The sequence below is a fragment of the Mycobacterium stomatepiae genome (assembly GCF_010731715.1).
In the GTDB taxonomy this organism is placed as follows: Bacteria; Actinomycetota; Actinomycetes; order Mycobacteriales; family Mycobacteriaceae; genus Mycobacterium; species Mycobacterium stomatepiae.
The window spans coordinates 5,062,121-5,083,594 of the sequence record NZ_AP022587.1; the positions used below are offsets into that span (position 1 = coordinate 5,062,121).

Annotated in this window: 15 protein-coding genes and 2 pseudogenes; 10 read left to right on the top strand and 7 right to left on the bottom strand. The window is 66.1% G+C overall.

From position 1 onward, the window contains the following. Nucleotides 1-75: 75 nt before the first annotated feature. The gene (locus G6N54_RS24185) at nucleotides 76-870 is read right to left on the bottom strand and encodes an FkbM family methyltransferase (protein WP_163792690.1); all 795 of its coding nucleotides are present in this window, start codon (nucleotides 868-870) and stop codon (nucleotides 76-78) included. 233 nt (nucleotides 871-1,103) lie between these two features. On the opposite strand from G6N54_RS24185, the gene G6N54_RS24190 reads away from it, so the two are divergent. From G6N54_RS24190 to G6N54_RS24225, 8 genes and pseudogenes are all read left to right on the top strand, one after another. After that, nucleotides 1,104-2,660, top strand: coding sequence for a copper resistance CopC family protein (locus G6N54_RS24190; protein WP_163792692.1), 1,557 nt, complete (start codon nucleotides 1,104-1,106; stop codon nucleotides 2,658-2,660). A gap of 132 nt (nucleotides 2,661-2,792) precedes the next feature. Further along, nucleotides 2,793-4,658, top strand: coding sequence for a putative bifunctional diguanylate cyclase/phosphodiesterase (locus tag G6N54_RS24195; RefSeq protein WP_163792694.1), 1,866 nt, complete (start codon nucleotides 2,793-2,795; stop codon nucleotides 4,656-4,658). Nucleotides 4,659-4,667: 9 nt separating this feature from the next. Continuing rightward, a complete protein-coding gene (locus tag G6N54_RS24200; protein WP_372513288.1) occupies nucleotides 4,668-6,341 on the top strand; it encodes a hypothetical protein in 1,674 nt (557 codons plus the stop codon). A 172-nt stretch (nucleotides 6,342-6,513) separates the two neighbouring features. Next, nucleotides 6,514-7,941, top strand: coding sequence for a polysaccharide biosynthesis tyrosine autokinase (locus G6N54_RS24205; RefSeq protein ID WP_163792696.1), 1,428 nt, complete (start codon nucleotides 6,514-6,516; stop codon nucleotides 7,939-7,941). Between the two features lie 26 nt (nucleotides 7,942-7,967). Further along, the gene (locus G6N54_RS24210; RefSeq protein ID WP_179969120.1) at nucleotides 7,968-9,404 is read left to right on the top strand and encodes an O-antigen ligase family protein; all 1,437 of its coding nucleotides are present in this window, start codon (nucleotides 7,968-7,970) and stop codon (nucleotides 9,402-9,404) included. Nucleotides 9,405-9,523: 119 nt separating this feature from the next. Further along, nucleotides 9,524-10,537, top strand: a complete 1,014-nt coding sequence (locus tag G6N54_RS24215) for a glycosyltransferase family 4 protein (protein WP_163792699.1) — start codon at nucleotides 9,524-9,526, stop codon at nucleotides 10,535-10,537. Between the two features lie 16 nt (nucleotides 10,538-10,553). Then, nucleotides 10,554-11,479 (top strand): annotated as a pseudogene (locus tag G6N54_RS24220) (aldo/keto reductase). Beyond that, complete coding sequence (locus tag G6N54_RS24225; RefSeq protein WP_163794942.1) at nucleotides 11,476-13,167, top strand: FAD-dependent oxidoreductase; 1,692 nt, start codon at nucleotides 11,476-11,478, stop codon at nucleotides 13,165-13,167. Before G6N54_RS24220 ends, G6N54_RS24225 begins: the two are co-directional and overlap by 4 nt. 31 nt (nucleotides 13,168-13,198) lie before the next feature. Here G6N54_RS24225 and G6N54_RS24230 read toward each other — a convergent pair whose 3' ends face one another. Then, entirely contained in the window at nucleotides 13,199-14,074 is an 876-nt protein-coding gene (locus G6N54_RS24230; RefSeq protein WP_163792700.1) for an aldo-keto reductase family protein, read from the bottom strand. After that, nucleotides 14,071-15,162, bottom strand: coding sequence for a Gfo/Idh/MocA family protein (locus tag G6N54_RS24235; RefSeq protein WP_163792702.1), 1,092 nt, complete (start codon nucleotides 15,160-15,162; stop codon nucleotides 14,071-14,073). Before G6N54_RS24235 ends, G6N54_RS24230 begins: the two co-directional genes overlap by 4 nt. A 289-nt stretch (nucleotides 15,163-15,451) precedes the next feature. Here G6N54_RS24235 and G6N54_RS24240 point away from each other — a divergent pair, with 289 nt between their 5' ends. Both G6N54_RS24240 and G6N54_RS24245 read left to right on the top strand, forming a co-directional pair. Then, nucleotides 15,452-15,907 carry a glycosyltransferase family protein gene (locus tag G6N54_RS24240; protein WP_163792703.1) on the top strand — a complete coding sequence of 152 codons (456 nt, stop codon included), beginning with the start codon at nucleotides 15,452-15,454 and terminating at the stop codon, nucleotides 15,905-15,907. Next, on the top strand, nucleotides 15,904-16,443 hold the full coding sequence (locus tag G6N54_RS24245) for a glycosyltransferase (protein WP_163792705.1): 540 nt from the start codon (nucleotides 15,904-15,906) through the stop codon (nucleotides 16,441-16,443). The genes G6N54_RS24240 and G6N54_RS24245 overlap by 4 nt, the downstream gene beginning before the upstream one ends. 6 nt (nucleotides 16,444-16,449) lie before the next feature. Here G6N54_RS24245 and G6N54_RS24250 read toward each other — a convergent pair. From G6N54_RS24250 to G6N54_RS24265, 4 genes and pseudogenes are all read right to left on the bottom strand, one after another. Beyond that, a pseudogene (locus G6N54_RS24250) lies at nucleotides 16,450-17,509 on the bottom strand (glycosyltransferase family 4 protein). After that, nucleotides 17,506-19,317, bottom strand: coding sequence for a glycosyltransferase (locus tag G6N54_RS24255; RefSeq protein WP_163792708.1), 1,812 nt, complete (start codon nucleotides 19,315-19,317; stop codon nucleotides 17,506-17,508). The pseudogene G6N54_RS24250 and the gene G6N54_RS24255 overlap by 4 nt, the downstream one beginning before the upstream one ends. An 80-nt stretch (nucleotides 19,318-19,397) precedes the next feature. After that, nucleotides 19,398-19,946, bottom strand: a complete 549-nt coding sequence (locus G6N54_RS24260) for an LbetaH domain-containing protein (protein ID WP_163792710.1) — start codon at nucleotides 19,944-19,946, stop codon at nucleotides 19,398-19,400. Nucleotides 19,947-20,004: 58 nt separating this feature from the next. After that, a complete protein-coding gene (locus G6N54_RS24265) occupies nucleotides 20,005-21,468 on the bottom strand; it encodes an oligosaccharide flippase family protein (RefSeq protein ID WP_163792713.1) in 1,464 nt (487 codons plus the stop codon). Between the last annotated feature and the right edge of the window lie 6 nt (nucleotides 21,469-21,474).

Sequence of the window (21,474 nt, forward strand, 5' to 3'; positions counted from 1 at the left end):
CCGACGATTGTGAGTTGTATCACCAAGTCGGGGTCGCGCAGCGGAGCCACCGCTCACCCGGGGGCGCGGTTCCGCTTACGAGCCCTTGGGAAAGAAAGTGAAGTTGTTGACGTAGGTGCCGCGGGCCGCCCAGCCGTTCTCGCGGCTGCCGACGTTCGCGGGGTTCTGATGACGTGCCGGGTCGAACTCTTCTATCGGCCGCCGAGCGTCATCCAGGTCGAAGAAGCCCGCGTAGCCCAGCCCGATCATCAGCCTGGTGATCTCGGCCACCGCGTTGGGGTGGTGGCGTTCCTCGGCTTCCACCACGACCGTTGGCTGGCTGCGGGTGAGGGTGTCCGTGGCGCCGCGCAGCACGGCCAGTTCGTGGCCTTCCACGTCGATCTTGATCAGGCCGACGTCGTCCAAGTGCAGATCATCGAGCCGTTTGACGGGCACGTCGATGCTCTGAATTTCGCCGCCGTCCACGTCGCCAAGGCTGTTGTCGGTGTCGATCGTGCTGCGGCCGGGCTCGGCTTCGACCACCCGCATCGGCAGCACGCCGGGTTGGTCCGATAGCGCCACCGCTTCCACCCGGACCGCGGCGCCGACCGCGGCGAACATCGACGCGAGAGCGCGGGCCTGGGCCGGCCGGGGTTCGAATGCGATCACCGCCCGCGACGCCGCCAACATCGCGATCGTGAACTCGCCGACGTCCGCCCCGATATCCAGCGAGACCCGGTTGGGATCGCACAACGACGCCGTCAGCTGCACGTCCGCGCGAGATTGGCCCAGCTGTTGCATGGCGCGATACTTCCGCCGCCAGAACAGTTGTGGCGCGATCGTCTTTGCCACGGGCACCAGCCAATGTTTGGCCGAGCGTGCGACGGGCATCTGTGGGGTCTCCAGTGGCGGCCTTCTGGCGGTCGCAAGCTCGACGGGGACCGGCCGGGCTGCGGGTCGCCAGCAATTTGTCAGCCGTCAGCCTAGTCGAAGCGCCGGTACCCCAAACGTTTGCGCGTACCGCTGACAATCCGGCCGTCGAATGTGGGCTGTATCACTGATCCGGGTGGCTGTGGCGGAGCCGCCGCTCACCCGGGGGCGCGAATCCCTCTAGCATCGCAACGATGGTCCGGACACTGAGGCGAGGCGCGGCGGCCGTTGGCGCCTGCGCGGCGCTCGTGTTGAGCGGCTGTGGGAGCCACGTCGACCCCGGGCCGCTGTCGGCCATGATCACCCCGGTCATCCCGCCCAGCGTCGCTGACATCTCCAATCCACTGCGCGGCCAGTACGAAGACCTGATGAATCCGCTTTTCCCGCAAGGCAATCCCGCGCAGCAGCGCTACCCGGCGTGGCCGGCGTCCTATGACGCCAGCATGGGGATCTCGTGGCGTCAGCTACAGCCCACCGATCCGGCCACCCTGCCTGCCGACGCGCCCGACGATCGCAAGTTCGACTTCAGCGCGATCGACGACGCGCTGAACAAGCTGGCCAGCCGCAACATGCGGCTGGCCCTGCGCGTATACCCCTACAGCGCCGACCCGAACGGCACCGGCATCGCCGTTCCCGAATGGGCGCGTCCGCTGACCACCAGCTTTCCCCCGCCGCCGAACAGTGCCGGGGTGCCGCAGGTGGTGCCGAACTGGGATGACCCGCACTACCTCGACGCGTTCGGCCAGCTGCTCGCGGCGCTGGGCCGTCGCTACGACGGCGACGAGCGGCTCAGCGTTTTCGAGTTCTCCGGATACACCCAGTTTCGCGACCAGAGCATCAGCGCCGCGTCGATCCGGCAGCTGGTCGCGGCGAACGTCGGCGCCTTCGGCCACACCCAATTAGTGGTGGCGCCGCAGAACCCGGAGATCGTGCGCGAGCTGTTCTCCGACGACACCAGCAAGAAGCTGTCCGCCCCGGTCGGCATCCGCTCGGATTGCCTCGGCCTGCAGTCGCCGTTGCCCGGTTGGGCCGAATCCGGTGACTCGCAGTACGTCCGGAACAACGATGCGATCGTCAACGGGATCAAGCAGCGACTGCGCTCGGCTCCGGTGATCACCGAATGGTGCTCCCTGCCCGGCGGGGCCGATCCGAAGGGCTACTACGAAAAGGGCCTGCACGACGTCGTCAAATACCACGTGTCGATGACGTCGAGCGCGAACTTCCCGGACCGGGATTCGACATCGGCGATGGACCCCAAGCTCTATGCGTTGTGGGCGCAGGCCAATGCGGCTGCCGGATACCGGTATTCGGTCGACGCGAAGCCGGGATCGCAGTCCATCCAGGGCAAGGTCGCGGCGATCTCGGTGGAGTGGACGAACTACGGCGCCGCGGCAACCACCGAGCAGTGGGCGCCCAACTACAAGCTGGTGGATTCCACCGGCGCGGTGGTGCGCACGCTGCCGGCCACGGTCAACCTCAAGACGTTGGTGCATGACGATTCCAGCCCGTCGCGCGAGGAGGCGGTCCCGGCGTCGTCCGCCGAGACCGTGCACGTCGACCTTTCCGGGTTGGCGCCGGGGCATTACACGCTGCGCGCGTCGGTGGATTGGCAACAGCACAAACCGGGCGCCTCGCACGTGGTGAACTACGGCCCGATGGCACTGGCTCGGGACGGGCGCGATGCGTCTGGGCTGTACCCGATTGCCACCCTTGACATCCCGCGCGACTACCCGAACTCAACCAGCGGTTGACACAGCCGGCCGACGCGTTCCTTCGCCCGGAGAAAACGCGTGGTGCATGATACGGTTCTCTCACTAATACATCTGTGACCTGCTCAAATCTGGCCGCCCGGCCGGGACTTGCGCCCCATATCGGAGGACTCCATGCCGCGCAGCCTGGACCTGGTCGTGACCTCCGTTGCCGCGCAACTGGTGGACGCGACAGCGTCCACCGCGATCGAGGTGAGTCAGAAGGTCCTCGCGCAGCTCGTCGAACAATTCGAAGTGGACGCCGCCTTCTTGCGGCACCGCGACGAGCTTTCCCGCGCCTCGGTGCTGGTCGCGGAGTGGCCACCGCGCGTCGAGGTTCCGGATTCGGACCCGGCCGGCGTCGTTCCCTACACCGGCGCCGACCCGCTGCTGTCCCAGGTCGAACAGAACCGCAAACCGGTGGTGGTGTCGGCCGGTCCGCCCCGGGGTTCGCGGTGGCGCCGGCTGGCGGGCCCCAAGCAACCGAACGTTCCGTCGGTGGTGGCGCCGCCGCTGGTTTCGGGCGACACGACGACCGGCGTGCTCGGCTTCGTCAGGTTCGGCGCCCGCAAATGGAAGCAAGCCGAGCTCAACGTGCTCGAGGCGGTCGCCACCCTGTTCGCGCAACTGCAAGCGCGGATCGCGGCCGAGGAGAAGCTGCGCTACCTGGCCGAGCACGACGACCTGACCGGCCTGTACAACCGCCGGGCACTGGTCGCGCATCTGTCCGAACGGCTCGCCGCCGGAAAGCCGGGGCCCGTCGCGGTGCTCTACCTCGACCTCGATCGGTTGAAGCCGATCAACGACTATCTGGGCCACACCGCGGGGGATTGGTTCATCCGGGTCTTCGCCCAGCGCATTCAGGTCTGCGCCGGCAGCCAGGCGATGATCGCCCGGCTGGGCGGCGACGAGTTCGTCGTGGTGCCCGAGCAGTCGATGTCGCCGGAGACCGCGGAGTCGTTCGCCCGCCGGTTGTCGAAAATGCTCTGCGAGCGGCTGGCCATCGGCGGGCACATGATCAGCCGCACCGTCAGCATCGGGCTGGCGGTCGGCATGCCGGAGCGCGACAACTGCACCGCGCTGTTGCGCCGCGCCGACGAGGCGGTGCTCACCGCGAAGCGTGCCGGCGGCAACCAGATCGCGGTGTTCACCGACGACATGTCGTTGAAGAGCGCCTTCCGCAACGACATTGAGCTGCATCTGCAGGGCGATATCGGCAGCGAGGCGCTGCTGCTGCACTATCTGCCCGAGGTCGACTTGTGGACCGGCGCGGTGGTGGCGGCCGAGGCGCTGGTCCGCTGGCGGCACCCGATCTGGGGACTGCTGTTGCCAAACGCGTTCATCGGCGTGGCCGAATCGACCAACCTGGCCGGCGAGCTGGGCCGCTGGGTGATGCGCACCGCCTGCGCCGAGTTCAGCCGGTGGCGTGCCAACGGTGTGGGGCAGGGCGCGGTCCTGCGTGTCAATGTGTCGCCGGTACAGCTGATCACCCGCGGCTTCGTGCGCAGCGTCGCCGAGACGATCGAGGAGTTCGGCATCGACGCCGCGTCGTTATGCCTGGAGATCACCGAGCGCGCCGTCGTGCACGACATCGAGACCACCCGCAATACCCTCGCCGAACTCAAAGAGGTCGGTGTGCAGCTGGCGATCGACGATTTCGGTACTGGCTACGCCGTGCTGTCACATCTGAAGTCGCTGCCGGTCGACATGCTGAAGATCGACGCCGGATTCGTGCGCGATCTGGGGAACAACGCCGGAGACCTGGCCATCGTGCGCGCCATCATCGGGCTGGCCGAGGCGTTCGGTCTGCAAGTCGTCGCCGAGGGAGTCGAGACACCCGCTGCCGCACTGACTTTGATGCAGCACGGGTGTCACCGTGCGCAAGGATTCCTGTTGTCCAGGCCCGTCCCCGGCGACGCGATGGAGGCATTACTGTCCGCACGCTGGATGCCGATGCCGTTCCTCGCCGATCGTGAGGCTTTGTCACAGGGCGCCATCTAGCATCGCACTGTGATCCGACGAGTGAGCAAATGCACGGCGGCCGTTGCGGTGTGCGCGGCGCTGGTTCTCAGCGGGTGTGGCAAATCGAATGGCCCCGAGCCGCTGAGCGCGATTGCCAGCCCGGCCATCCCGCTGACCGTGCAGGAGGTGCCCAATCCGCTGCGCGGCCAGTACGAAGACCTGCTGATGCCACTTTTCCCGCAAGGCAGTCCCGCCCAACACCAGTACCCGGCGTGGCCGGCGTCCTACGACGCCAGCTTGCGTGTCACCTGGCGGCAGCTGCAGCCGGTCGATCCGGCCAGGCTGCCTCCCGATGCACCCGACGATCGCAAGTTCGACTTCAGCGTGATCGACGACGCGCTAGCAAAACTCGCCGGCGCAAACATGCGGCTGACCCTTCGCGTGGTCGCCTACAACTCCTGTTGCAACTCCTGGTACCCGAACAACACGAACATCGCGATTCCCGACTTCATGTGGCCGCTGGCTGCCAACTATACTGGGCCGCAACGTTATTGGTGGACTGCCGGGGTGACGCACGTCGTTCCGAAATGGAATGACCCTCAGTACCTGGACGCGTTCTCTGCGCTGCTCGCCGCGCTGGGTCGCCGTTACGACGGCGACGAGCGGCTGAGCGTCTTCGAGTTCTCCGGCTACGGAGACTTCAGCGAGAACCACATCTCCTATCAGCGTGACACGCTGGGCGCGCCGGGCCCGGCCCCCGACGAAAGCGTGGCAAAGCTCGGCTATTACAGCCAATTTCGTGACCAAGACATCACCGCCGCATCCATTCGGCAGCTCGTTGCCGCGCATGTCAGCGCCTTCCCTCATACCCAATTGGTGACGACGGCGCTGAACCCGGAGATCGTGCGGGAGCTGCTCGCCGACGACGTCACGAAGAAATTGTCCGCGCCGGTCGGTATCCGCGCGGATTGCCTCGGCGTCCAGGCGCCCTTGCCCGCCTGGGCCGAGCGGGAAGGCTCGCACTATTTGCAGGTGAAGGATCCGGTCGTCGGTCAGCTGAAAGACCGGATGGCCGCGGCGCTGGTGATTACCGAATGGTGCCAGTTGCCCGACGGAACCGATCCGAAGTCCTATTACGAAAAGGGCGTGCGCGACGTCGTCAAGTACCACGTATCGATGACGTCGAGTTACAACTTCCCGGCGGTGGACTCGAGTAGTCCGATGGACCCGGCGTTGTACCTGCTGTGGGCGCGAGCCAACGTGGTTGCCGGTTATCGGTATACGGCCGAAGCGCAGGCGGGATCGCAAACGTTCCGCGAGGGGGTGGCGACGATCGGGGTCACCTGGACCAACCACGGCTCCGCCGGCCTCAGCGAGAAATGGGTCCCCGGCTACCGGCTGGTGGATTTCACGGGCGCGGTGATCCGCGAGATGCCCGTGACCGTGAACCTCAAGACCCTGGTCCACGGCGACAACTCGGGTACCGAACCCGCCCCGGCGTCGGCCAACAAAACCGTGACCGTCGACATCGGGAGCCTGCCGCCCGGGAACTACACCCTGCAGGCGGCGGCCACCTGGCAACAGCACAAACCCGATGCCTCCCACGTCGTGAACTACCCCCCGATGCGGCTGGCCCGTGACGGGCGCGACGGAACCGGGTGGTATCCCATCGCAACGGTCGACATACCGCGCGACGTGGTCACCTCCACGCCACGACAGTGAATGGCGCGTAGGGTGCCTCGGCAAAACAACGCAAAAGTCCGCTGCTGCCTGGGCGGACGGCCGGATCCTGATTTGACGACGCTGCATAATGAGCGTTGGGTTTGCGCAGAGCGTCCATAGGAGACCGAATGTATGCTCTTACCCGCTAGGCCGTTAGAAGGGTATTCGCGGGATGGATTTCCGTACTTTTGTCCGGATTATCGCGGCGCACTGGAAGCTCGCCGTGACCGCGCTGCTGATGTGTACCCTGGGCGCCGCGTTCGTTACGGCGGTGCAGAACAAGCACTACCAATCGTCGGCCACCGTCCTGATCTCGTTCACCGGTGCTACCGACCTCAACGAGGTGTACAGCGGCACGATGGCCGCTCAAGAGCGGCTGTCGTCGTATGCGCAGATCGCCGGTGGACGCAGCGTCGCAGAGCGCGCGGTCACTCAGCTGCAACTATCCATCAGTCCCGATGAAGTGCTGAGCCAAACCCAAGTCAAATACACCGCTAAATCGTTGCTGTTCACGATCAGCGTCAAGGACACCGATCCGTCCCGCGCCGCCGCGCTGGCCGGTGCGATGGCGGATCAGTTCAGCGCCCTCGTCCCGACACTGGCCGGCAACCCGCGCCCGGCCGACACCATCGCTACGCCGACCGACGCTCCGGGAGGCCCCGGACCGCTGGGACCGCTGGGGCCGACGAACAAGCCATTCCCGATCGCCCACGCGAAGGTGGTGGAGTCGCCCCGGATATCGCGCGTTCCGGTCTCGCCAGTGCCGGCGCGCAACATGGCGATCGGCTTTATCGCCGGTGTGCTGCTGGCCATCGCGGTGGCGCTGACCCGCGAGGCCAGTGACCGCACCGTGCGCACCCGCGAAAAACTGGAGGAGCTTTCGGGTTTGCCGACCCTGGCCGAGCTCCCCGGCAAGCGCGGCACGGCCCCGAAGTTCGGCACCGACGCCGCATTCGACGACGCGGTGCGCGGCCTGGCCGCCCGCCTGCGCAGGGCGATGGGGACCGGGAGCCGCCGCGTGCTCCTCACCGCGCCCTTCGGGGGCGAGGGAACCACCACGACCGCGCTGAACGTGTCGCACGTCTTCGCCCAGCTCGGCGAGGACGTGCTCTTGGTCGAGGGCGATACTCGCCGGCCCGTGATCGCCGGCCTGCTGAACGTCGAGTCGGGGGAGGGGTTGGCCAACGCGCTGGCCAACCCCGGTATCGCCGCCGACGCGGTGCGGCCGACGGTGATCTCCAGACTGTTCGTATTGGCGTCGCGGTCATTCCGCCGCGAGACCCCCTCGGCCAGCTCGTACCAACCGGAAGTGATCGACGCCGTGCTGGCAGACCTGTCCTCGCGCTTTGACCGGGTGGTGGTCGATGGGCCGCCCGTGTTGGCGACGGTCGACACCGGCCTGCTGGTCGGCGCGGTTCAAGCCACGGTGTTGGTGGTGCGGGCAAGGCGCACCACCGCCGACGAAATCACAGACGCGTTGACGGCGTTGCGCGCGGTCAACGCGGAGGTCATCGGAACCGTGCTGACCGACGCCCGACCGTCAATGCGAACCAGCGCCGCGGGACGGAACTACCGGGCAAAGGCCAGAGGGTCGGCGTGATCCACTACCTGCAGAGTCGCCATCGCATGGCGGTAACTGCAGCCCTGCTGGCGATGTTCGCGTTCGGGTGCTTCGTGTTCGGCGTGCTTGCGGTGCGCCGAACCACCGAGGGTGTGGTGCTCACCGCCGTGTTGTTCTGCGTGGTCGTCTACTGGGTGAAACCCGAGGGGATGGTAGCGGTCACGCTGTTTGGGGCGTTCGCCGCGCTGCCCGAAGACTTGCACGTCGGCAAAGTCCTTGGCCCGGTAACGATTTACGCCTACCAACTGGCCGCGGTGCTCGCCATCTGCTACCTGATCCCGGTCGTGAAACCGCGGTTCTCGGATTTCCGATTGCCCGGGATCCTGGTGCTCGTGGTGGTGGTCTCCACCATCGCCGGACTCGCGACGGGACAACTCCCCCTGGTGGTGATGCGCGAAGCGTCGACGATGCTCGAATTGGTGGTTGGGTTCGTGCTGGCCGTGTGTGTCGTCTACGGCGGCTACCTGGCATTTTCGCTGCGCGTGATGATCGTGGTTTTGTGGTTTTCGGCGGCCATGGCGGTGGTCAGTTCCTTGCATGCGATCCGGCTGGCCGGCCGTGCGGAAAGCCTGGAAGACACCACGGGCGCGGGCCAGGCCCTGCGCATCATCGTGTCCACCCAAACGCCGGCCACCGCCGTGCTGAGCGGACTCGTCGCCGCCGCGGTCGTCGGCCGGGTTAAACCCGCGGTGTACTTCGCGGTCGGGCCCCCGGCGTTGCTCATTTCGCTGCTGTCCTTCTCCCGCAACACACTGATCGCCATGGCGGTAGCCGGCGGCATCGCCCTGCTGGGCAGTTTGAGCTGGGCGGCCCTGCGCCGTATAGTCGCTGCTCTCGCCGTCGCCGGGGCCGCCATCGCGATGGCGGTGCCGGGGTCGCTGTTTTTGCTGCAACGCTCCAAGAGCGGGGCATGGCTCGCCGATCAGTTCGCCGCGTTCAATCAACGGGTGCTGGGCGAAGTTACGGAAAGCGCGCTCGCCGTAGATGATTCGGCGCTGGAGCGACTGCGGGAAATCAATCTGCTCAAGGAGACCATTGCCGCGGCCCCGGTGTTCGGCCACGGCCTGGGCTACCCCTATCAACCGCCGACCGGGAACGACGAGTTCCATATGACGCTCTACCCCGCCTATTCCCACAACTTCTACCTGTGGTGGTTGGCCAAGGCCGGGGCCGTGGGTATGGCGGTATTCGCGTTGTTCGCGCTCACGCCGGTGATCCTGGCGCTGCGTTGTGCGTCCGCGCCGGCGAAGATCAGTGCGGCGGTCAGCGCCGGACTCCTGGCGATATCCGCGGTGTGGCCGTTGCCGGAGATGCCGATGGACGCCCTCGGGCTGGGTCTGGCCCTGGGGACCGCGATGGGATACGCCGGCTTGCGGCGCAGGGCCCAGGCTGCCGGCCAGCCAGTCGAGCACGCGCCGGCCCTGACCGCGACGCCCAGCTGAAATTGCGCGAGCGTCACCCGGTTGGTTGCCGACCTGGTTTATCTTGACCGTATGCCCGGTTTGCTGGGGGACTTGCGTGCGTACACCCGTCAGCCGCGCTGGCGCGCGCGTGGCGGAAAATGATCGCAGTCACTCACGTAGGGCCCGACATGTACAGCATCGGTGGGACGCAGTCGGTGATCCGCGTCATCCGTGACAACAAGATTGGCGCGGACGACATGAGCGTTCTTTCGACATGGAGCGGCCGCAACCAGGTGAGGAACCTGCTTCTGATGGCGCGTGCGGCGGTTGCGCTTGCCACCGCGCCCCGCGCGACCATCGTGCATTTCCACATCTCCAATGGAGGAGCCTGGCTGCGCGATGGACCGTTGATCCGCCTGGCCAGCGCTCGGGGCCGACGGATTATCGTCACGATCCACGGCCCCGACTTTCCCGAGTTCGCCAGATCACGTCCCCGCTTCGTGGGGGGCACGTTGCAGCATGCCGACCATGTGATCGTCCTATCGGAGGAAGCGCGCGGTTCGGTGGCCGAGGTGGCGCCCGCGGTGTCAACCTCCGTGGTGGCGAACCCGATCGTGATTGATCGAGACGCGCCCCGCGCCAGCTCGACGCCACCGGTGGTGCTTTTTGCGGGCACCATCGGGCACCGCAAAGGTGTGGACAGGCTTGTCGAGGCCTGGCGGCTGCTTCTCGCCGAGGGCATTGAGGGGCGTTGCCGAATAGTCGGACCCGTCGACGACTACGCTCCGCCGCCGACCGAGCGCCTCTCCGTTGATGGGCCGATTTCCCCGGATGGTGTCCGTGAGCTGCTCCGGACGGTTCGAGTGGTTGCGCTTCCGTCATTCGCTGAAGGGATGCCGATGATCCTCACCGAGGCCCTCGCCAGCGCGCGGCCGTTCGTGGCGACCCCGGTGGGCGGTACAGCACAGATCGCGTCCGACCCCGGCATGCTCGTACCGGTTGGTGACGTGCCCGCCCTGGCGGCGGCGATCGGCCGCTACCTGCGCGATCCCTACTTGGCCGAACGTGATGGTCTCCGAGGTCAGGCGCACATCGCGGCGACCCGCAGCCCCGAAGTCATCGGAACGCAGCTTCGCCGGATATACGAGGGATGTGGCATTGAAACGAGTTGAACTTCCGGGACCGCAGCTGACGGTGAGTACTGTCGGCTTCGGATGCGGCAGCCTGATGCAGTGGCCGTTCCGCAAGGAGCGGATGGCGGTACTCGCCAGCGCGGTCGACAGCGGGATCACCCACTTCGACACCGCGCGGATGTACGGCTTGGGGATGGCCGAGGCGGAATTGGGGAGGTTCTTGCGCACGGTGGATCGTGATGCCGTGACCATCGCTACCAAGTTCGGCATCGACGTCGGCGGCGCGGTTGGCCGTCTTGCCCGATTTCAGGGTCCGGCGCGGGCGCTACTACGAAAGGCGCCGGCGCTTCGGCGTGCCGCCAAGCGGCAGCAGGAACCGACGACGACCCCCGGCTCTACGATCCCGCCGTCGCGGCACGCAGCCTTGACCAGAGTCTCGGGGCGCTGCGTGTCGACCACGTCGACATCTTGTTCGTTCATGCCCCGCGGCCCGGGGACACGGTGGCCAGCGACCAACTGCGTGAATTTTTCGAGCGTGCCCGCCAGCAGGGCAAGATTCGCGCCTGGGGCGTTTCTCAAGAGGAGGGGCTCGAAGCAGATTTTGCCCGCGCGTTCGCACCCGAGGGAGTGAGTCAACTTCGCGGTGACGTGCTCGACCCTGCGCCGCGGCCCGCCGACGTGGCGTTCGGCGTACTGAACGCGCCACATGCGAGGCTCGCCCAGGCGTTGTCTACGAACGCGCAATTGGCCAGACATTGGCGCGACACTCTCGAAATCGACCCGCAGGCGCCGGGCATGCTCGCGAAGTTGATCCTCGGGTCTTCGCTTACCGCAACGGGATGCCGCGCGATCCTGTACAGCACGACCAAACCGCAACGGGTCACCGATGCGGCCAGCGCGGTCTGCGCACCACCGGACCCGGAGATCGTGACGCGGTTCCTCGGTCTGGTTGAGGAGTTTCGAGCGGGTGCTTGCGCGTGATTCGTGGCCCCGGGGAGTTCGGCGATGGCACGACGATCCAGACCGATGTGGTGGTCGTCGGGGCCGGTCCGATCGGCATCGCGACGGCGCTGGAACTCGCGAGATCGGGCGTCCAGGTGGCGCTGATCGAAAGCGGTCGCGAGCATGCCCAGCACGCGACGCAGGATTTGGCGGCTTTCGATTCGCGGCAGGACGACTACTTCCATTCGCGTAGTGAGCTCGCGGTCAGTCGGCAGGTGGGGGGAACTACCGCCCTCTGGGGTGGGCGCTGCGTCAAGTTCGACCCCATCGACTTCGAGGATCGGCCGATCACCGCGCAGGCGCCCTGGCCGATCGGGTACCGCGACGTCGAGCCGTACCTACAGCGGGCCTGTGATTGGGCGGCGTGCGGTCAGGCGGCATTCAATGCGCACGACATCCCCGAGCTTGCGCATCGGGACATGATCGTGGGGCTTCCCGACGGTGTCGTGCGCACGACCGATCTCGAGCGCTGGGTGTTGCCAACGCGTTTCGGCCGCGAATATCGCCGTGCGTTGCGCGCCACCCCGGGTCTGACCGTGTGGACCGGCCTCACGTGCACCGAAATCGTGACGACCGAAGCCGGTGACGCCGTCGACCACCTCGTGGTCAAGACGCTCGACGGCCGCCAGGGAACATTCGTGGCGGCGGACTACGTCATCGCGACCGGTGGTTTGGAGGCAACACGTTTGCTGCTGGTGTCCGACAGCCGTCATCCCGGTGGGCTGGGAAATGCGGGCGGGCACCTCGGACGGTGGTACATGGGTCACGTCGAGGCCCGGGTCGCGCGCGTGCATTTCACCACGGGCGAGGTCATCTACGGACACGAGCGGGACAACGGCGGGGTGTACGTTCGCCGCCGCTTTACCATCGATCCCGAACGACAGCGTGAATCCGGGATGCCGAACTCCGCCGTCTGGCTGGTGAACCCCGCGGTCAGCGATCCCGATCATCGAAGTGGGATTCTGTCGGGTGTCTATCTCACCCTGATATCTCCGGTCGGCCGGTTCCTGCTCGCGGAGGCGATTCGGGAGGCGCACACCAAAACCGACGCCACGCCACAGATTCGCGCGCACCTGCGAAATATCTTGCGAGACCTGTTCCCATCCATCGCGTTTGCGGTCGCGTTTTGCTATGCCCGGTTCCTCCGCAGGGGCCGCAAGGCGCCGGGCTTTTTCGTGAAGAGCGCCGACAATCGATATCCGCTCCACTACCACGGCGAGCATGTCGGCCACTGGGAGAGTCGAGTCGAGCTCGCCGACGAACGAGACGCCCTGGGCATGCGCCGGATTCGCACCCACATGCACTTTTCCGACACCGACTACCAGAGCGTGCGCAAGGCCATCGTCGCGATCGATGAGCACCTTCGCCGCCACGGTGTCGGATACGTCGAGTGGCTCACCGACGACGTCGAGGGTTCGGTACGTGCCTACATGGCGCAACGGGCCGGTTTCCACCAGTCCGGAACCACTCGGATGTCGGCGACCCCGGAAGGGGGCGTCGTGGACTCACAGCTGCAGGTCCACGGCGTGCGCGGACTCTACGTCGCGAGCACGTCCGTCCTGCCGACATCCAGCCAGGCCAACCCGACACTGCTCGGCATCGCGCTGGGCGTCCGGCTTGCGGACCGCCTCGCAAACGCTCGAAAGGGTTGCGGACCTTCGGATTAAAGATGACCGCTGATACGCGTGGATCGGGGAATCATGTCGGCGCCCGCCAGAGCTCGTCGATCAGGGACTTGGTCTCCCGGATATTCGTGCGGCTGGATGCGCCAAAGACGATCGAGTGGATCTGCGGCTGGCTGCAGACGTAGTGGATCGCCTCGCGTGGCGAGATCGCACCCGAGGCGAGGACCGACATCGCGATCACCCGGCAGCGGCGTTCACGGATCGTCTTCTCGTAAAGCTCTATGCCCCCACACATCCGGAAACCGATCTTGTTGAAATTGGTGCAGATTATCGGGTTCTCGATTCCCTGCTTCTCCAGCACATCGAGGAGGCGCGGCAGGTTCATCGTGATGAAGCCCGGCTCGGCGTTGTACTTCAGCTTGACATGGTCGGCGAAGAGTCGGAAGGTCTCGTCCATTCCGAGCCCGAGAAGTAGGTCCGTGACGACGTTCTGAAGGAAGATGACGGGTGTCGACAGTCCGGCGAACATCTTCATCTCGGCATCGACCAGCAGCTGCATCAGCGGCTCCACGTCCTTGCTGGCGAGAGCAACGCCGCCCTTGAACATCGACCGGACGGCCCCGGTGTCCGGCAAAAACTTCCGGAGCGCCTCCATCATTCCGAACTCCGTCACGGCATTCGCATACTTGTGCGCATACGGCATGCATGGGTAAAAGACGTAGTCTGGGTATTCAATCTCGTTGGCGCGGAAATGATCACAGATTTCGCCAACGCGATCGTGGGTCGTGCAGACGAACGTGCGGATGCCTTCCCGGTAGGCGTCGTCGAGCGTCGCGAGCACGGCCGGGAGGTGCTGGAAACGCATCGCCTGTGCGCGCGCCTTTTCCTCGGACATATGGTTGACGCCGAAAAATTGATTGTCTCCGAACAGCACACGGTCCATGGTCACGATGCCTTCGAGGCGGCGCGTCTCCTGACGCGCGCAAGGAGCTTGCGGTGGAAGGTCACCGGCGCGGGACGCGCGTTGAGTGCGGCGCCGGTGATCATGTCGACCACACGATCGACGTCGAGTGCAGAACGAAATGTGTTCTCGCCGTCTAGCCGGTTCTTGGTCACACTCTTGGCGAAATAGTCGATCTGCGCCGAATACTCCTCGCCGCGAAGGTAATACCAGACGTCCTCGGTGAGATCTGTGGTGTACCGGATCGTCCACCCCGGTGCGAATTCGGGGAGTGCGGCGTGTGCCTCGCGCAGATAGATCTGACACTCCTGCCGGTCGGCGATCAGGCGGCCGTTTGTCCCCCATACCGACACCTTGGTCGACATCTTGCGGAAGCTCTCGTCACTCCAGTTCACGCACAGCTGGCCACTTGCGCCGCCCGCGTAGTGCATCGTGCAGTACACCTCGTCGTCGACGTCGCGGGAGAAAACACTATGACGCACGACTCCGTCGACCGAATGGGGAACGCCGACAATGAAATTCATCAAGTCGATGGCGTGGCACGCGTAATCGTAAAGGGCGCCACCGCCTTCGGCCTTCACCCCGCGCCACGTGCTCCCCTTTTCGCGCAGGACGACCGGGCCGTACGCCTCGGCGCGCACGTGGTGTACGCGCCCGAGCGCGCCCGACGCGACGATCCGTGCCGCCTCTTGGAACGCACCGACAAAGCGGTAGTGGTACCCGACCTGAGTTACGAGTTGACTGTTCTCCGCCAGAGCCACCAAGCGTTCGCCATCCCGCACATCGAGGACGAACGGTTTCTCACAGAACACATGCGCCCCGCTCCTGAGTGCCTTCTCGACGGTCGGCGCGTGCAGCCTCGACGGGACGGCAACGACCACCGCTTCGGGCTTGCACTCCGCCAGCATCCGATCGAAGTCGTCGTAGCACCGCAGACCGGTGTACTTGCCGAGGACATTGCGCACATAGCCGGCCGAATCACAGATGCCAACCACGTCGAGGTCCGGATGCGGACGAAGTATCGCCAGGTGCGACAACCCCATCTTCCCCAGGCCGACTATGGCCGTCCGAATCATCGTCTGCGCCTCTCAGTCATATTTCGAGTCCCGCATTGACGATGTATGCGGCTCCGTCGTCGAGCCAGGGGTAGGAGATCAGTGGTGATGCGTTGGACTCGACGCCGATCAAGACCGCTCTGCCTGGCATCCCTGTCCTTGTACATGATCGCTGTTTTGGCGAGCCCAGCTAACAACGAGGACGCTAGCATCCGGTCGGTCGCCGCTCTCGACGATCTGATCGATCTGTTTTCCGCAACGGGCGTTAGTCTTCTCGTCTAGCAGCGCGACGCCGGAGGTGACGGGAGACATGGGCCGCCTGCTGCTGATCGCATCGTCCGGTGGACACATCTACGAGATGTTCTGTCTGCGGGAGTTCTGGCAGGACAAGGATCGGTATTGGGTCAGTTTCGGCACGGCCGATGCCCGCTACCTGCTGCGCGACGAGCATGAGGTCTATTGGGCGGCACATCCCACCGTTCGCAACGTGCCCAACCTGCTGCGCAATCTGGTGCTGGCCCTGCGTCTCCTGATCCGCCACCGCCCCGCGATGATCCTGACTACCGGTTCAGGCGTGGCCGCGCCCTTCCTGTGGCTGGCGTGGTTCCTGCGGATCCCGACCGTCTTCGTCGAATCCATCACCCGCATCACCGGCTTGTCTCTGACCGCGCGGATGGTGAAGCCCTTCGCCTCCCGATTCCTGGTGCAGTGGCCCGAATTGGTCGACCAGATTCCCCGCACGGAATATCACGGGAGGGTGGTGTGATCTTCGTGATCATGGGGATGGAGGTGCATCCCTTCGACCGGCTGGCGCACGCGGTCGACGAACTGGCCCGCACCGGCGCGGTAGAGGACGATTTTTTCGTGCAGCTCGGCACGTGTAAGTACGAGCCGCGCTACGCCCGGTTCGAGCGCTTCCTCTCCTTCGGAGACCTCTGCGAACAGATCCGGCGCGCCTCCGTGGTCGTCACGCACGCCGGCGCCGGATCGGCGCTGTCGTGCATCGAGCAGGGCAAGCACCCGGTGATCGTTCCCCGTCGCTCGTCGCTGGGCGAGCACGTCGACGAGCACCAGCTGCCGTTCGCCGAGAAGCTGGAAGCAGGCGGACTCGCGACCGTGGCCCGAGAGATGGAGGAGCTGCCCGCGGCGATCGACGCGACGCGCTCGATGTCGGCACCGCCGGACGCGCTCGGCCGGGCCCGTGAGCTGACCGAGTGGCTAGAGACGTACTGGCAAGGGCTTGGCGCGGGGCGCAGCAAGGGTCGGCGCGGCCTTCGCGCACTCAGCCCGCGCCATCGTTGACAGAACTCAGCGCCGAGGGGCTATCACGTCGGCGATGACGTCCAGGAAGCGCTGCGCGACGATGTCGACGGCGCAGTGCCGCGCGTAGTAACGCGCCGCCTGCGCTCCGAGCTGGGCGGCGATGGCGGGGTCGGCCAGCAGGTCGAAGGCGGCGGCGAGCCCGGCAACGTCGTCGGCACCGATGGGGTCGCAGCCCGGCGGCTGGTATTCGGGCAGCGCTCCGGCCGTCGAAACGATCGGCATGACGCCCAGCTGCATGGAGAGCACCTGCACCCCGCTCTGGGACGCACGCCGGTAGTGGGAGACCGAACCCTTCGCGGCGGCCAGGGTCGGGATGACGTCGGCGTAGCGGAAGCTGCCCGTGCGCCAGCGCACGTGTCCGGGGAGCGCGGCGGCGTCCAGCGGCCCGTTGCCGATCAGGACCAGATTGTCTCCGCGCCAACCGCCCCCGTCGACGTGGCGCTGCCACGCGGCGAGCACGACGTCGACGTTCTTGTAGGGGTTGAGCCGGCCGAACAGGACGAAGTCGCGACGCCCTTCGGGCCCGACGAAGGGGGGGGATCCGGGACAGGTCGACGTCGCTGGGGAGCGGCACCACGTGTACCGGCGTGCCGGCGACGTCGCGCCGGGTGGCGACGGCACCTGCGACGTAGTCGCTGTAGGTGATGGTGGCCGCCGATCGGGCGCCCCAGCGGTCGAATACGGCACGTTCGTAGGCCGGCATCAGTTCGTCGGGATCGTGCGGCCGGTCGTCGTGCACCACCTGAATGCGTGGGGTCCGGCCGGCCAGCACGATCCAGCGTGGGTCGCGGACGAGTTCGGCGAGCACTACGTCGGGCCGGAACGCCCGGATTTGTTGCCAGGCTTTCAGGGTCGGCAGCCATGTCGCGGCGGTCTTGAACCGCGGATCGAGCACCAACTCGTAGTCGCGGGCGGCGTCCGACTCCGGATGTTGGTCGGAGGTCACCAACAATACGTCGGCGCCTCGCCGCTGTAGTGCTTCGGCCTGCACGCGTACCGCTGGCCGCGTCCACGGCGAAAGCCACAGTACCCGAGGCGAATTCACAATACTGCCCCGATCGCGTCGAGGTAGGAGTCGGTCATCGCTTCCACGGTATAGTGCTTTCGCATCCGCGCGTAGCCGCGTTGTCCGATCGATGACAGCGCGCCGGGGTCCGCCAGGATCCGGGCCAGCTGTTCTCGCCACCCCGACACGGATACGGGCTCGACGAGATAGCCCGCCTCGCCGAAATCCAGCATTTCCGGTACGGCGCAGATCGCCGACGCCGCAACGGGTATCGCCCGGGACATCGCCTCGAGAATCACCAGCGGGAACGCCTCGGAGCGGCTCGGAACACACAACAGATCCGCGTCGGCCAGTGCGGGCCCGGGGCCCGGCGACCATCCGCGCCAGCGCACCCGATCGCGCAATTCGGGGGGCGTGCGCGCCTGCAGCCGTTCCCGATCGGGGCCGTCGCCGAAAATCGACAGCCGCCAAGGCATATCGGCGAGCCCGCTGAGCGCCTCGACGAGCACATGCGGGTTCTTGTGCTCGAGGATGCGCGACAGCATCACCAGGTGCACCGGTTCGCCATCGGCCCGGATCCGCCTGCGTGGTTCACCCGGTGCGACCACGCCGTTGGGTGCGATGAACCGCCGCCCAGAAAGCCGATGCTGCGCGGCCAGTATGTGCCAATGACGTTGTGCCAGAACGATAATGCCGTCGGCGCGGCGGATGGCCGCGGTCAGTGGCCGTGAGTAGATGGGCCGGTCCTCCTCGGGAGGAACGTGCGGCGCGACCAACCAGCGCCGACGGGGTGAGGCCGCCCGCCACAACGTGGCGAATCCCGTCTCGGTGTTGGTGTCGCCGGAGATCAGCACCGCCGGACCCTTCGCAATATCGACGGCCGTCGCCCACCAAGGCTGGCGCACCACCCGGACGGACGGTGGAATCTCGGAGATCAACGGGCCGAACCGCTGCATGCAGACGATCGTGACCGAGTAGCCGCGGCGATCCAATTCCGCTGCCAGCAAAGCCGTTTGCCGTTCGGCCCCGCCGTAGACCAGCCGGTTGGTGGTGATCACGATCGCCGGCAGCTCGGTGTGCCCGCGCTTCGGCCGCCGCAATCGCTGCAACAGCGCAGTGCCGGCCAGATATGCGTCCGCGTGGTGAACTCCGTGTCGATGCTCGATGAGCAGCGCGGTGTTGGCACGCACCAGGTCGCGAGTGCGTTCGATGCCCGCTGCGGCAGCGGGAGTGACGCGATCGAAGCCGAACTCGTCGGCCGGCAGGACGCGCCAGCCCGCCGCGTGAGCACGGGCCTGCCAATCGGCCGCCTCACCGTAACCGAAGAACTCTTCGTCGAGGCCGCCGATGCTGTTCCAGGCCGCCCGGTTGATTGCCAGGCAGTCGATACCCAAATACCTTTTGACGCTTCGTGATTCGCAGGGCGCGGGCGCGTCGTCGTCACGTATCTTCGGCGACACCGCCGCCACCAAAGGCTGGCTAAGCAGCTCTTTGGTGCGGATCAACGGCCCCAGTAGACGGGTGCCGGAAGTGAGCAACAGCAGGTCGGTGTCGGCCGGCGCGTGCTCGGCCAGTGTGTTGAAGGCGGTGGCAAGGCCAACGTTGGCCGGGCCCGTCACCCAGTGCACCGCCGGGTAGCGCGCCGCCAGTTCCTCTCCGCCGTTGTCGTTGTCGTAGACGTAGACCGGTAGCTCGGGTAGCTGCTCGGCGACGCTGCCGAGGCAGGCATCGAGCGTGTGGTGACCGGTATTGGCCACGATCATCACCGCAAGGGACCGCGTGGACGGCAGGGCGGCGGAGGTGTCGGCCGGGGGCTTGAGGTATGCCCGCTCCGCTTTACGGCTCATCTCTTTCGCCGCTCCAAACGCGAGGAGGCTACCGGCGGCCAGGTGAGCGGGCCCGCGGCCGCCGCGATGAAGACCACCAGCTAGTCCCCCGTGTGTGAGCGACGGTCGTTGACGATCCGGGCCGGGTATCCAGCTACGTCGACGTCGTCGGGCACCGGTTTGGTGACAACGGCGCCGGGGCGGATGCTGACGCGGTTACCGACGTCGGCACCCAACACCAAGGCCATGGGCGAGATGAACAGGTCGTCGCCGACGGTCGGGTAGTGGCCGGGACGCCCTTCCCCGATCGTCACTCCGTGATGAATCCGGCAATTCGCGCCGACGCGGGCTTTGTAGTGCACGACCACCAAGCCGGCGTGAGCGATCGACAGACCCGGACCAAAGACATTGCGAGGAATGTCGAATCCGAGCCTTTCACCCAAAAGCTTGGTGCGCAGCCTCAGATAGGCAGCGATGACGTGCCCGGCCGGCGTCCGGGCCGTGTTGGTCCAATATTCGGATTTGCGAAGCAGGCGCTGAAAATAAGCCGGGCGTTCCAAGATCCGGTGGCGCAGTTGCCAACGTTGCAGGCCGTAGGCTTTCAAGTCCGCCGCCAAGTACGCACGCAGGTCCTCGCGAGTCCTGATCACCGGCACACCGTGCTTTCATCGCCCGGCGAATTGAGGTATGCGGAATCCCCGTGACGTGTCATGTCGTCAGTTGATTCTCGCGCAACGACGCCAATGCCGACCACTTCAGCGGCCCGACCGCCGCGCTGGTGGCGAGGTAAACAGTAGCGGCAGCCACTAGGATGAAAACCACGTGATAGCCCGAGAGTAGCAGTGTCACAACGACACTCGCTGCCGTCGGCACCAGCAACCGCAGCAAGAACAGCACCGGTGAAGAGTAACCGCACTTGCGGCGCAGCCACCAGCTGGAAATCGCCATGTTGAACAACTCCGTGCACACCAGAGCGACGGCGGGTCCGACGGCACCGAATCGTCCGGCCAGCAGGAGATTGAGGGTGATGTTGAGTGCGAGAGTGGCGACCGTCAACCACAGCAAGACCTGCTGATAGTGGGCGGCGACCAAGCCCTGGCCAAGGGTGCCGCCCACGAATCGCAGGGCCGCCGCGATGAACAGCAACGCCAGCGTCGGCGTCCCGCGCTCGACGAACGCCTTATCGCCGAAGAGTTCGATCAATGGTCCGGCCAGCAACGCGCCGACAACCGCGACGGGGACTGCCACGAAGCACATCAGCTCGACGCTGCGGCGCAAAAAGCGGGCGAAGGCGGCGACGTCACGCGAAAACAGCTCGGTGGCCGTCGATAGCGTCGACTTGAGGAATACCAGTGACACCACGATGGTGTTGAAGGCGATCGTAAAGGCCAGGCCATAGACGCCCACCTCGGAGTGGCTACTGAGCAGGGACAGGATCACGCCGTCGGCGCGGCAGTACAGGTACCCGACCACCAAGAATCCAGCGAGCGGCAGGCTTTCCCGCAACAGGTCGGCGGCCTCGCGGGGCGCGAAGATCGGGCGCACCGAGATGTGGCGCATCGCCGCCGAACCCTGAATCAGCAGTTGCACGGCGGGTGGGATGAGTTGTGCAACAGCGAACCACACGACGTCGGATCGCTGCGCGACCAGGAAGGTGACCATGCCCAGCGCGCCGAGCCGGCCGAGGACGTCGGAGATGGCCACCGCCGAAAACCGCACGGTGGCAAGGAGCACCGGCTCGAATCGTGTCACCATCGTCTGCATCAGCAGTGCCCCGGACAACACGACGAGCATCACCTGCACGTCGGAGTCGTGATAGATCAGCAGGCCCGACCCGGCCGCCAGCAGTGCCAGCGGAACGCAGTAGACCAGGGCCATACCGCTGTTGACGCGGACCAGGCGCTCGAGATCACCGTGGCCGGAGGTCACCCGGCGCACGATCACGGTGGCGATCCCAAGATCGGCCAGGCTGGTCCACATCGCGATGAAGAGCATCGCGATGGAGAGCAGGCCGTAGCGCCCGGGTCCCAGGTAGCGGGCGGTCATCGCCACCGACGCCACCGAGGCGATCATCCCCAGCGCTCGGCAGATCAGCTGGATGGAGAACGCGTGAGCCATCCGCCGCAGCGGCACTGACGGTACGACCGCACCTGGTGCCGTCGGCTCGGTCATGACTCC

Coding starts and splice junctions, on each gene's coding strand:
- G6N54_RS24265 (WP_163792713.1), bottom strand. CDS start 21,468: ATGACCGAGCCGACGGCACCAGGTGCGGTCGTACCGTCAGTGCCGCTG.
- G6N54_RS24195 (WP_163792694.1), top strand. CDS start 2,793: ATGCCGCGCAGCCTGGACCTGGTCGTGACCTCCGTTGCCGCGCAACTG.
- G6N54_RS24235 (WP_163792702.1), bottom strand. CDS start 15,162: ATGATTCGGACGGCCATAGTCGGCCTGGGGAAGATGGGGTTGTCGCAC.
- G6N54_RS24205 (WP_163792696.1), top strand. CDS start 6,514: ATGGATTTCCGTACTTTTGTCCGGATTATCGCGGCGCACTGGAAGCTC.
- G6N54_RS24210 (WP_179969120.1), top strand. CDS start 7,968: ATGGCGGTAACTGCAGCCCTGCTGGCGATGTTCGCGTTCGGGTGCTTC.
- G6N54_RS24255 (WP_163792708.1), bottom strand. CDS start 19,317: ATGAGCCGTAAAGCGGAGCGGGCATACCTCAAGCCCCCGGCCGACACC.
- G6N54_RS24185 (WP_163792690.1), bottom strand. CDS start 870: ATGCCCGTCGCACGCTCGGCCAAACATTGGCTGGTGCCCGTGGCAAAG.
- G6N54_RS24240 (WP_163792703.1), top strand. CDS start 15,452: ATGGGCCGCCTGCTGCTGATCGCATCGTCCGGTGGACACATCTACGAG.
- G6N54_RS24215 (WP_163792699.1), top strand. CDS start 9,524: ATGATCGCAGTCACTCACGTAGGGCCCGACATGTACAGCATCGGTGGG.
- G6N54_RS24190 (WP_163792692.1), top strand. CDS start 1,104: ATGGTCCGGACACTGAGGCGAGGCGCGGCGGCCGTTGGCGCCTGCGCG.